Source organism: Alistipes provencensis, assembly GCF_900083545.1.
In the GTDB taxonomy this organism is placed as follows: Bacteria; Bacteroidota; Bacteroidia; order Bacteroidales; family Rikenellaceae; genus Alistipes; species Alistipes provencensis.
The window spans coordinates 858,962-871,239 of the sequence record NZ_LT559262.1; the positions used below are offsets into that span (position 1 = coordinate 858,962).

At 61.3% G+C, this 12,278-nt stretch carries 8 protein-coding genes; 7 read left to right on the forward strand and 1 reads right to left on the reverse strand.

Going from position 1 to position 12,278, the window contains the following annotated elements; translation table 11 throughout:
* The first annotated feature begins 29 nt into the window (after positions 1–29).
* The 6 genes from glgP to rimI all read left to right on the forward strand — a co-directional run bounded on the left by glgP (position 30) and on the right by rimI (position 11,245).
* Entirely contained in the window at positions 30–4,280 is a 4,251-nt protein-coding gene (gene glgP / locus BN5935_RS03480; protein WP_064974874.1) for an alpha-glucan family phosphorylase, read from the forward strand.
* Between the two features lie 97 nt (positions 4,281–4,377).
* Positions 4,378–6,483, forward strand: coding sequence for a glycogen debranching enzyme N-terminal domain-containing protein (locus BN5935_RS03485; protein ID WP_204244883.1), 2,106 nt, complete (start codon positions 4,378–4,380; stop codon positions 6,481–6,483).
* Between the two features lie 143 nt (positions 6,484–6,626).
* Positions 6,627–7,946: a glycosyltransferase family 4 protein gene (locus BN5935_RS03490; RefSeq protein ID WP_317041638.1), complete on the forward strand. Its 1,320-nt coding sequence runs from the start codon at positions 6,627–6,629 to the stop codon at positions 7,944–7,946.
* A gap of 8 nt (positions 7,947–7,954) precedes the next feature.
* Positions 7,955–9,172, forward strand: a complete 1,218-nt coding sequence (locus BN5935_RS03495) for a glycoside hydrolase family 57 protein (RefSeq protein ID WP_064974876.1) — start codon at positions 7,955–7,957, stop codon at positions 9,170–9,172.
* Between the two features lie 127 nt (positions 9,173–9,299).
* A complete protein-coding gene (locus tag BN5935_RS03500) occupies positions 9,300–10,775 on the forward strand; it encodes a RimK family protein (RefSeq protein ID WP_064974877.1) in 1,476 nt (491 codons plus the stop codon).
* The gene (gene rimI, locus BN5935_RS03505) at positions 10,772–11,245 is read left to right on the forward strand and encodes a ribosomal protein S18-alanine N-acetyltransferase (protein WP_064974878.1); all 474 of its coding nucleotides are present in this window, start codon (positions 10,772–10,774) and stop codon (positions 11,243–11,245) included. Before BN5935_RS03500 ends, rimI begins: the two co-directional genes overlap by 4 nt.
* Here rimI and BN5935_RS03510 read toward each other — a convergent pair.
* On the reverse strand, positions 11,217–11,564 hold the full coding sequence (locus tag BN5935_RS03510) for a winged helix-turn-helix transcriptional regulator (RefSeq protein ID WP_064976820.1): 348 nt from the start codon (positions 11,562–11,564) through the stop codon (positions 11,217–11,219). The two genes, rimI and BN5935_RS03510, sit on opposite strands and share 29 nt — an antisense overlap.
* Before the next feature lie 166 nt (positions 11,565–11,730).
* On the opposite strand from BN5935_RS03510, the gene BN5935_RS03515 reads away from it, so the two are divergent.
* Complete coding sequence (locus BN5935_RS03515; RefSeq protein ID WP_064974879.1) at positions 11,731–12,258, forward strand: DJ-1/PfpI family protein; 528 nt, start codon at positions 11,731–11,733, stop codon at positions 12,256–12,258.
* The last annotated feature ends 20 nt before the right edge of the window (positions 12,259–12,278 follow it).

Here is a 12,278-nt window from a genome sequence, read left to right on the forward strand (position 1 = left end):
TCCGTAAAAATTACAAACAAGCATAATATATGAGCAATGCAAAACACTCCCCCGACTTCCTGTTCGAGGTTAGTTGGGAGGTATGCAACAAGGTCGGCGGTATCCATACCGTCATTTCTACCAAAGCACAGACCGTAACCCGCAAATTCGCAGACCGCTACATCCTGCTCGGTCCCGACCTCTCGCACGAGGGCGTGAACCCCGAGTTCGAAGAGGACCCCGCGCTGCTGAAAGCGTGGCGTCAAAGCCTCTATAACGAAGGTATCCGCGTGCGCGTCGGCCGCTGGAAGATCAAGGGCGAGCCGACGGTGGTGCTGGTCGACTTCTCGTCGCTGATCCCCCGCAAGGACGAGATTCTCAAGAACCTCTGGGAGTCGTACCATGTGGACTCGATTTCGGGCCAGTGGGACTACATCGAGCCGGTACTCTTCGGCTGGGCAGCGGGCGTGGTGATCGCCTCCTACGTCGAGACCTTCTGCGCCCCGACCGACAAGGCCGCAGCGCATTTCCACGAATGGATGACCGCTGCCGGCGGCCTCTACCTGCGCAACCACGCCCCCTATGTGGCCACGGTGTTCACCACCCACGCCACGGTCATGGGCCGCTGCATCGCCGGCAACCGCCTGCCGCTCTACAACGACCTCACGAAATTCAACGCCGACGAGCTGGCCCGCCAGTTCAACGTCACGGCCAAACACTCGATCGAGAAGATGGCCGCCACATACCACGACGCCTTCCTGACGGTGAGCGACATCACGGCCAACGAGTGCAAATACCTGCTGGGCCGCGAACCGGACGGCGTGACGCCCAACGGTTTCGAGAACGACTTCGTGTGGACCGGCGAGGAGTACTACGCCAAGCGCGACGAAGCCCGCAAGGCGATGATTACGGTGGCCGAAGCCTGTCTGGGCCAGAAGTTCACGGGCGACCCGCTGATCGTCGGCACCAGCGGCCGCTACGAGTTCCGCAACAAGGGCATCGACGTTTTTATTGAATCTCTTAAGCAGCTCGCGGCCTCGGACAAACTCCGGCGCGAGGTGCTGGCCTACATCACCGTGCCCGCGGGCAACCGCGGCCCGCGCGTCGACCTGCAGGCCCATCTGGCCGATGCGTCGAACCCCATCGACGAGAGCCAGTACAAGTACACGACCCATTACCTCGACAATCCGGCATGGGACCCGGTCGTGAACGCCCTCAAGGACTCGGTCCTGACCCGGCCCGAATCGAAGGTGAAGGTGATCTTCGTGCCGACGTACCTCAACCGCGCCGACGGCATCTTCAACAAGGATTATTACGAACTGCTGGTAGGCATGGACCTCACGGTCTTCCCCTCCTACTACGAGCCGTGGGGCTACACCCCGCTGGAGTCGGTGGCCTTCTCGGTGCCGACCGTCACCACGACGCTGGCCGGCTTCGGCCTCTGGGTGGACAAGCACCGCGAACACGCCGGCGTGGAGGTCGTCCGCCGCGACGACTACAACGACCGGGAGGTCGAGCAGAAGGTCGCCGAGACCCTGCTGCGCTTCAGCCTGCTGGACGAGAAGCATGTGAACGAGATGCGCACCTCGGCCTACGAGATATCGACCACGGCGCTCTGGGAACACCTCTTCGCCGCCTACGAACAGGCCTATTCCGAAGCGGTCGAGAGTTCGGTCGTGCGCACCAACCGCGCCGTGCTGGACGACGGCGGCGCCAAGACCGAGCAGATCAACTTCGTGCGCCAGCAGCTCTTCGTCGAAAAGCCCGTCTGGAACCGCATGATGGTCGACAAGACGCTGCCCCGGCGGCTGCACGCCCTCGAGGAGCTGTCGCGCAACCTCTGGTGGTGCTGGAACCCCGGCGCCCGCGACCTGTTCGAAGGGATCGATCCTTCGCTGTGGGCCGAATGCGGACGCAACCCGATCGCCTTCCTCGACGCGCTGAGCGTCGAGCGCATCAAGGAGCTCGAAAAAGATACGAATTTCCTCGCGCTGCTCGACGCCGTGCACACGCAGTTCCGCGACTACATGAACGAGAAGCCCGATCCGAAGACCACCTCGATCTCCTACTTCTCGATGGAGTACGGCCTGCACTCGTCGCTGAAGATCTACTCGGGCGGTCTGGGCATCTTGGCCGGCGACTACCTCAAGGAGGCTTCGGACAAGAACGTCCCGATGGCCGCCGTGGGCCTTTTGTACCGCTACGGCTACTTCACGCAGCGTCTCTCGGCGCAGGGTGCGCAGGAGGCCACCTACGAGGCGCAGAACTTCTATAAACTGCCGATCTCGCCCGTGCGCGACGAGGCCGGCAACTGGATGACGGTCACCATCGCCTTCCCGGGCCGCACGCTTTCGGCGCGCATCTGGAAATGTCAGGTGGGCCGCACGGACCTCTACCTGCTCGACGCCGACATCGAGGACAACCTCGAGGAGGACCGCCAGATCACCCACTACCTCTACGGAGGCGACTGGGAGAACCGCCTCAAACAGGAGATCCTGCTGGGCATCGGCGGCATCCGCGCCCTGCGCAAAGTGGGCGTCAAGCACGAGGTGTTCCACTGCAACGAGGGCCATGCCGCGTTCATCGGCGTGGAGCGCATCCGCGATCTGGTGAACCACCGCAAGCTCTCGTTCTCCGAGGCACTGGAGGTGGTGCGCTCGTCGTCGCTCTTCACGACCCACACCCCCGTGCCGGCCGGCCACGACGCATTCCCCGAGTCGATGATCCGCCAGTACATGTCGCACTACCCCGATGTGCTGGGCATCACATGGGAGCAGTACATCAATCTGGGCAAGACCAACCCCAACGATCCGAACGAGAAATTCTCGATGTCGGTGCTGGCCTGCAACCTCTCGCAGGAGGTCAACGGCGTGTCGTGGCTCCACGGCGAGGTCTCGAAGGACATTCTGGGCAACATGTGGCCGGGGTATTTCAAGAACGAGCTCCACATCGGCTACGTCACCAACGGCGTGCATTTCCCGACGTGGATCGCCACGTCGCTGCGGCGCCTCTACGCCCGCTACTTCGCCGACGGATTCGAAGGCCACGTCTACGACATCCCGGCCTGGCAGAAGGTGCACAACATCCCCGACGGCGAGTTGTGGGAGGAGCGCATGAAGCTCAAGAACAAGCTCATCAAACACATCCGCCGGCGTTACAGCGACCCCGCGCAGGTGCGTCTCGACTCGCCGCGCCAGATGCTGCAGGTCATCGAGGGCATCAAGCCCGACGTGCTGACCATCGGTTTCGCCCGCCGCTTCGCCACCTACAAGCGCGCCTACCTGCTGTTCACGAACCTCGACCGGCTGGCCTCGATCGTCAACAACAAGGAGCGCCCCGTGCAGTTCATCTTCGCCGGCAAGGCCCACCCCAATGACAAGCCGGGGCAGGACCTCATCAAACGCATCGTCGAGGTGGCCGCCATGCCGCAGTTCGTGGGCAAGATCATCTTCCTGCAGAATTACGACATGGAGCTGGCCCGCCGCATGGTGCAGGGCGTCGACGTGTGGCTGAACACCCCCACGCGGCCCCTCGAGGCCTCGGGAACGTCGGGCGAAAAGTGCGTGATGAACGGCGTGATGCAGTTCTCGGTGCTCGACGGCTGGTGGGTCGAAGGCTACAAGGAGGGCGCCGGATGGATGCTGCCCATGGAGCGCACGTTCACCGACCAGCACTTCCAGGACGAACTCGACGCCGAGATGATCTACAACACCATCGAGGAGCAGATCGCCCCGAAATACTACGCCCGCGGCGAGGACAACATTCCCCACGAATGGGTGGAGTCGGTCAAGAAATGCGTGGCGGACATCGCCTCGAACTTCACGACCAACCGCATGCTGATCGACTATGAGGACCGCTTCTACAAGAAGCTGGCGGCCCGCAAGCGCGAACTGAGCGCCGATGCCTACCGTCTGGCCCGCGAGATCGCGGCGTGGAAGCGCAAGGTCTCGGCGGCGTGGGATCAGGTCCGCGTGGCGGACGTGCAGCGCGTGAAGATCGACAAGGAGGCCGTCTGCGTCGGCGAGAAGTACCGCTTCTCGGTGACGGTGGACATCGCCAACCTCCGCCCGGAGGACATCGGCGTGGAGATGGTCATCGCCCGCCAGATCGTCGGCGGACAGAGCGTCAACGTCACCCGCACGATCCGGCTCGAGCATGTTCGCACGGACAACAATCTGGTAACCTATGCGTTGGACTACACGCCCAACGAGGCCGGAACGTTCGACGTGGCGCTGCGCATCTTCCCCAGCAACCCGCATCTTCCGCATCGCATGGATTTTGCATTGGTGAAATGGGCGTAAGCACAAGGATTAAAAAAGATGTCAATTTTCAGTTGTAAGATTGCAATTTTCTGAAAATTTCAATATCTTTAAAGGACGAACAGCATTTTATAGCGATATGTCAGCACTTACTTTCGACAAAAGCGAATTGGGCAACCTGGAGTATTCGCTCCAGCGCGAGATGCTCGCAACGGACCGCATCGGCGGATACATGAGCACGACCATCGTCTGCTGCAACACCCGCCGCTACCACGGACTGATGGTGGCGCCGATCGACGACAGCGGCCGGACCTATGTCCTGCTCTCGTCGCTCGACGAGACGGTGATCCAGCACGACCAGACGTTCAATCTGGCCCTGCACCGCTTTCCGGGGGTTTACGAACCCCGCGGCCACAAGTACATCACCGACTTCGAGTACACGCCGACCCCCACGATCACCTACCGCGTGGGCGGCGTCATCCTCCGAAAGGAGATGCTCTGGATCCACAAGCGCACGCAACTGATGATCCGCTATACGCTCGTGGACGCCCATTCCGAAACGCGCCTGCGGCTGCGTCCGTTCCTCGCTTTCCGCGACAAACACGCGCTGACCCGCGCCAACATGGCCGCCGACGGACATTCCTACCCGGCCGTCAACGGCGTGAAATGCCGCCTCTACGGTTCGTTCCCGTGGCTCTACCTCCAGACGAGCAAGCCCGGAACGGAGTTCGTACCGGCGCCCGACTGGTACTACAATTTCGAATACCAGCAGGACATCGCCCGCGGTTACGCGGGGCACGAGGACCTGCTGACGACGGGCTATTTCGAGACCGAGCTCAAAAAGGGCGAGAGCATCATCTTCTCGGCATCGCTCGACGAGATGGGCTCGACGAAGACCATCGAAGAGCTCTTCGACGGCTCTATCGCCCGGCGCACGCACAAGATCGATTTCATCAGCTGCCTCGAGCACTCGGCACGGCAATTCCTGATCCGCCGTCCGGGCAACCGCACGGAGGTCATATCGGGTTACCCGTGGCACGGGGTTTCGGGCCGTCAGACCTTCGTTTCGCTGCCGGGCATCACCCTGGAGCAGGACCACAAGGAGGACTGCATCGACGCCCTCGACTACGAGGTGCGCGCCATGCAGGACGGCATGTTCGCCGGGAACGCCTCGGCGGCCGTGGCCGCGGACGCTCCGCTGTGGTTCTTCTGGACGTTGCAGCGGCTCGAGGCGCAGATCGGCGCCAAGGCCGTCTGGGAACGCTACGGCGAGGCGATGAAACAGATATTGGAAGCCTACAAGCAAGGTGTCGCAGGCCGGGTCCTGCTCAACGAGAACGGCCTCGTGTGGGCCTCGTCGGAGCATGTACCCCTGACGTGGATGAACTCGGTGATCGACGGACAGTCCGTCACCCCGCGCAACGGCTATCAGGTCGAGGTCAACGCCCTGTGGTACAACGCCGTCTGCTACACGCTGCGGCTGGCGGGCGAGCACGGCGACAAGAAATTCGTGAAGGCTTGGGAGGCGCTGCCCGAAAGGACCGCCGCGGCGTTCAACGAGCTGTTCCGCCTGCCGGAAGGCTATCTGGCCGACTACATCGGCTGCGAGGGCGCTTCGACGGACATCCGTCCGAACATGATCCTCGCCTGCGGGCTTCCTTACAAGATGCTCGACGAAGAGACCCGGCTGGAGGTGATCCGCACCGTGCGCCAGCATCTCGTGACCCCCAAGGGACTGCGGACGCTCTCGCCCCGCAACCCGCTCTACAAGGGTTCGCAGGAGGGCACGCCCGCGGAACGCGACTTCGCCGGCAAGAACGGCTCGGTATGGCCGTGGCTGCTGTCGTTCTATGTGCAGGCCAATTTCGACATCCTCGGCGACGCGTTCCTGCCTCAGGCCGAGGAGATGCTGGCCAACTTCGAGGAGGACATCCAGACCTACGGCATCGGCTCGATCGGCGAGCTGTTCGACGCCGATCCTCCGTTCACACCCCGCGGAGCCATTTCGCAGGCGTGGAGCGTGGCGGCCGTGCTGGACATCTACGGCATGATCCGGCGCCGCAAGCCGGAAGAACAGCCCCGGAAGGCGGAGAAAGTCGTGAAAAAGTCGACAGCAAAGACTGCGAAAGCCCCGAAAAACGTTCGTAAGGAAGGGCCTGCCGTGAAGTCCGCAGCCAAGAAGCCCGCGGCCAAGACGGCCAAGTCCTCCGGAAAAACGGTAAAAAAGACAGCGGCCAAGAAATAAAACAACATTGTGTCGAAGGGAAGTCCCTGCCGAGGCGGGGATTTAGGGGTAGGTCAGACTTATAAACACGGCTGCAGGCCGTGAGCCGGAAACCTCGGGATGCGCGGGTACGATGAAAATTAGTTAAAACAAGGAGAAAAGGTATGAGAGTATTAATGTTCGGATGGGAGTTTCCGCCCCACATTGCGGGCGGACTGGGAACGGCCTGCTACGGAATGACCCGCGGACTGGCGCGCAACGGCGTCAACGTCACTTTCGTAGTCCCGCACGCCTACGGCGACGAGGACCAGCGGTTTACCCATGTGATGAATGCCAGCGACGTCGAGGCCATGTACGGTTCGACGGGCTGCGGTGCGGACGACATTCTGGAGAAGATGTCGTTCATCCACATCGACTCGAACATGGTTCCCTACATCTCGCCGGAGGAGTACGAAGCCTATCACGAAAAATATGTCAAATCGGGCGAACGGACGTGGTCGACGACCGATGTCTGGAAACAGCGCTACACCTTCTCAGGCAAGTACGGCGCCAACCTCATGGAGGAGGTCGCCCGCTATGCCGTGGTCGCCGCGCAGGTGGCCAAGGAGCTGGAAGGGCAGTTCGACGTAATCCACGCCCACGACTGGCTCACCTACTACGCGGGCATCGCCGCCAAACGCATCTCCGGGAAACCGCTCGTAGTGCACATGCACGCCACGGAGTACGACCGCTCGGGCGAGAACGTCAACACGCAGGTCTACGCCATCGAGCGCGCCGGCATGCACGCCGCCGACCGGGTGATCGCCGTGTCGAACCTCACACGCAACATCGTCATCAACCGCTACGGGGTTCCGGCCGACAAAGTCGTCACGGTGCACAACGCCGTGCGCTTCGCCGCGAACAGCGGCAAGGCGCCCGAACGGGGCGTCGAGGACAAGATCGTGACCTTCCTTGGCCGCATCACCTACCAGAAAGGCCCCGACTACTTCGTGGAGGCCGCCGCCAAGGTGCTGAAGCGCGTGCCCGACGTGCGCTTCGTGATGGCCGGGTCGGGCGACATGATGAACCACGTCATCCGCCGCGTGGCGCGGCTCGGCATCGCCGACCGTTTCCACTTCACGGGATTCCTGCGCGGGGAGGACGTGCACAAGATGTTCCAACTGTCGGACGTCTATGTGATGCCCTCGGTGTCGGAGCCGTTCGGCATCTCGCCCCTCGAGGCGATGCGTTCGAACGTGCCGGTCATCATCTCCAAGCAGAGCGGCGTGGCCGAGGTGCTGGACTACGCTGTGAAGGTCGACTACTGGGACGTGGACGCACTGGCCGACGCCATCTACGGGCTGATCAAATACCCCGCCCTCTCGGACATGTTCGCTTCGAAGGGACTCGAGGAGGTCACGAACCTCAAGTGGAACGACGCTGCGGCAAAGATCAAAACGGTTTACGAGGCCGTGATCGAAGAGAATAAGAAACAATCAAAATAGCCATCACCATGAAAACCGTTTGCATCTATTTTCAGGTACATCAGCCCTGGCGTCTGAAGAAATACCGTTTCTTCAACATGGGCAAAGACCATAACTATCTGGATGACCTCCTGAACCGCTCGATCATGCAGAAGGTGGCCCGCCAATGCTACCTGCCGATGAACGCCCTGCTGCTGAAGCTCATCAGGGAGAACAAAGGCAGGTTCCGCTGCTCGTTCTCGATCACCGGCATCGCCATCGAGCAGTTCCGTGCGTTCGCCCCCGAGGTCCTCGACTCGTTCAAGGAGCTGGCGGCGACGGGATGCGTGGAGTTTCTGGCCGAGACCTACTCCCACTCGCTGGCCTCGCTGGCCTCGAAGGAGGATTTTCAGGAGCAGGTCAAGCTGCACACCAGCCTCATCAAGAAGGAGTTCGGTGTAAAACCCACGGCGTTCCGCAATACGGAGCTGATCTACTCGGACGAGATCGGCGAGATGGTGGCCGGCATGGGCTTCCGCACGATGCTGGCCGAAGGCGCCAAGCATGTGCTGGGCTGGAAATCGCCTAACTACGTCTACGCCAACGCCATCGACCAGAAGCTGCGCCTGCTGCTGCGCAACTACAAGCTCTCGGACGACATCGCTTTCCGCTTCTCGAACAAGAGCTGGGGCGAATGGCCGCTGACGGTGGACAAATATGTACAGTGGCTCTCTTCGGACGAGACGCCGGGCGAGGTGGTGAACCTGTTCATGGACTACGAGACGTTCGGCGAGCACCAGAACGCCGACACGGGCATCTTCGAGTTCATGCGCGCGCTGCCCAAGGCGGTTCTGGCCAAGAAGAACGGACTGGAGTTCGCCACGGTGACCGAGGCGGCGAAGAAATACCAGCCGGTGGCCGTGCTCCACTGTCCGCATGTGATGTCGTGGGCCGACGAGGAGCGTGACGTGACGGCATGGCTGGGCAACGAGCTGCAGAACGAGGCCTTCTCGAAGCTCTACGCCTTGAAGGAGAAGGTCGCGGCGCTGAAGAACCCCGATTTCGATTATGTGTGGAGTTTCATGCAGACCTCCGACCATTTCTACTACATGGCCACCAAGTGGCTGTCGGACGGCGACGTGCACTCCTATTTCAACCCCTACGATTCGGCTTACGACGCCTTCATCAACTACATGAACGTCCTCTCGGATTTCAGCATCGAACTGGACAAGGCCGTGGAGGCCAAAGCGGTGAAAAAGCGGGCCTGAGAGCGCCGCAGACATCGACCAAACGGGTTCCCGAGGGAGCCCGTTTTTTTATTTCGCACAATCGGTGCGCAAAGTGTACAACCGATGCCTTATTTGCTTACATTTGGCCCGTTGAAAGCACTTTTTTATGAATAGCGTCCTCATCCTGCTGAACAGCCTCAACGACTGGAAGCCCTACTGCGAAACCGATTCGCTCGTCACCGTCACCGACTACCTCGAACACCGTTACGGGGAGCGGAAGCCCAAACTGGTCATCAACCTCAGCGACGACTACGGCTACAACTCCGAAGGCTACTACTGTTCGCTGCTGGCCCAAGCCCGGGGGCACCGGGTGCTGCCGGGCGTCGAGACCCTCAACAAGCTCGAATCGGGCGCCGGAATCCGCATGACGCGCAGCCTGCAGCAACAGTGCCACCAATGGATCGAACGCAACCGCATATCGGACGAAGTCTGGCAACTGAACATCTACTTCGGGACCTGCCGGGAGAAGGGGCTGGAGAAGATCGCCCGCTTCATCTTCGACCACTATCCCTGCCCGATCCTGCGCGTGGTGATGAACAACCATGCGCGCAACCAGATCGAATCGGTGCAGGCGCTCCCGCTGCGCCAGCTCTCGGAGAGCGAGCAGGACGACTTCGCCAATGCGCTGGACTGCTTCAACAAGAAGGTCTGGCGGTCGCCGCGCTCGGCCAAGCCCGCGCGCTACAACCTCGCCATCCTCTACGATCCGAACGAAAAATTCCCGCCCAGCGACAAGGACGCACTCGCCAAATTCCTCGAAGTAGCCCACAAAATGAACATCCACGCCGAGCTGATCACCGAGGAGGAAGCCACGCGGCTCATGGAGTTCGACGCGCTGTTCATCCGCACGACCACGTCGCTCAACCACTACACTTACCGCCTCGCCCAGCGGGCCGCGATGAACGACATCGCCGTGATCGACGATCCCGAGTCGATCATCCGCTGCACGAACAAGGTCTACCTGTGCGAGCTGTTCGAGAAGGCGCGCATCCCGGCCCCCGCTTCGCAACTGCTGTTCCGGCTCAACGACTACACGTTCGGGGAGATCAGCGAACGGCTCGGGGCACCCTTCATTCTCAAGATTCCCGACGGATCGTTCTCGGTCGGCATGCACAAGGTCGGCAACGAGGAGGAGCTGCGTGCGGCTCTCGGCGAAATGTTCGAACACTCGGCCGTGCTGCTGGCGCAGGAGTTCATCCCCACGGAGTTCGACTGGCGGATCGGCCTGCTGGACGGCGAACCGCTCTTCGCCTGCAAATATTACATGGCCAAAGGCCATTGGCAGATTTACAACCACGCCCACGACGACACGGGCCGCAACCTGTGCGGCGCATGGGAGACGGTGCCGCTCTACAACGTTCCGCAAAAGGTAATCGATACGGCGGTCAAGGCCGCGGCGCTGATCGGCAAGGGATTGTACGGCGTGGACCTGAAACTCATCAACGGAAAGGCCGTGGTGATCGAGATCAACGACAACCCGTCGATCGACCACGAGGTCGAGGATGCCGTGCTGGGCGACGAACTCTATTACCGCATCCTCAACCACTTCATCCACTGTCTGAACCGCCTGCACGCACAATGACGCCTGCGGTCGAAATACGCCCGGCGACAATCGGGGACCTCGACGCCGTGGCGGCCGTCGAACGGCGCTGTTTTCCGGAGGACGAGGCCTTTTCGCGGCGGCAGTTGCGTTATTTGCTAGAACAGGCCGAAGGAGCGTCCTACGTCGCCTGCCGCGGGCAGGAAGTCGTGGGTTACATCACGCTGCTGACGCGGCGCACGGCCCGCAACCTGCGCATCTACTCCGTGGCGGTAGACCCCGCGGCCCGCGGATGCGGAGCCGGGCAGGCGCTGGTGGATGCGGCAATTGCATTGGCCCGACAGCTCGGGCTGGATGAAGTAACGCTTGAAGTGCGCACCGATAACGCCCCGGCCATAGGGCTTTACGCCCGCAACGGATTTCGGGACGACCGACTGCTGCGGGGCTACTACTCCGACGGCGTCGACGCGCGGCGGATGTCGCTCAGGATTTCCGGCGGGCGGCGAGAATAGCCTCCTTGTTCGTCTCGGCCCACTCCACCAGTCCGAAAATATGCGGCAGCAGGCTCCTGCCACGCTCCGTAAGACTGTATTCCACGCGCGGAGGCACCTCGGCATAGACCTCGCGGCGGATCATTCCGTCGGTTTCGAGCATCCGCAGCGTGACGGTCAGCATGCGGTGCGAAATGTCGCCCAGCGTGCGGTGAATCTCGCTGAAACGCATCACGCCGTTGGCATCGAGCGTCAGCAGCACCAGCATCGACCATTTATCCCCCAGCCGGTTCAGGATGTCCCGGATCGGACAACTGCCCGTGGGCGTAAAATTCTGCAAACTTTTTTCCGCTTCCATCCGTTTGGTATTCAGCAATGGTTACTTCGGCGTAACCAACTCATCTTTAGGTGCGTTCTTGTTTTTGCGGGCGGCTTGCCCTATATTTGTACGCAAAGGTAACAAACTTACTGAAAATAACCATTGTTCCACTAAACGAATCGCAATCATGGCAAAGAAAGTAGCCGTCGTGGCCGTGAATCCCGTGAACGGGATGGGCCTGTTCCAGTATCTGGAAACGTTTTTCGAAAACAAGATTCCCTGCACCGTGTTCGCCGTGGCCGACAGCCGCGAGATCCGCACCAACTCGGGTCTCGGCCTGACGGCCGACGACGTGATCGCCAACCTCAAAGGGCACGAGGATGAGTACGACGCCCTCGTATTCGCCTGCGGCGACGCCGTGCCGGTCTTTGCACAGCATGCCGGCGAGCCTTGGAACAAGGACCTGATGGAGGTGCTGAAAACCTTCGGGGAGAAGGGCAAGCTGATGATCGGCCACTGCGCCGCGGGGATGATGTTCGGATTCGCAGGCGTCGCCGCCGGACGGCGGGTCGCCGTGCATCCGCTGGCCAAAGCCGCCGTGACGGGCCCCGTGGCGACGGACGCCCCGTTCGAGATCGACGGCAACTTCTACACCGCGCAGGAGGAGCACGCCATCCCGGCGATGATCCGACAGGTGGTCGAAGCACTGAAATAGCGTATGAAAAAGCCCCTCTG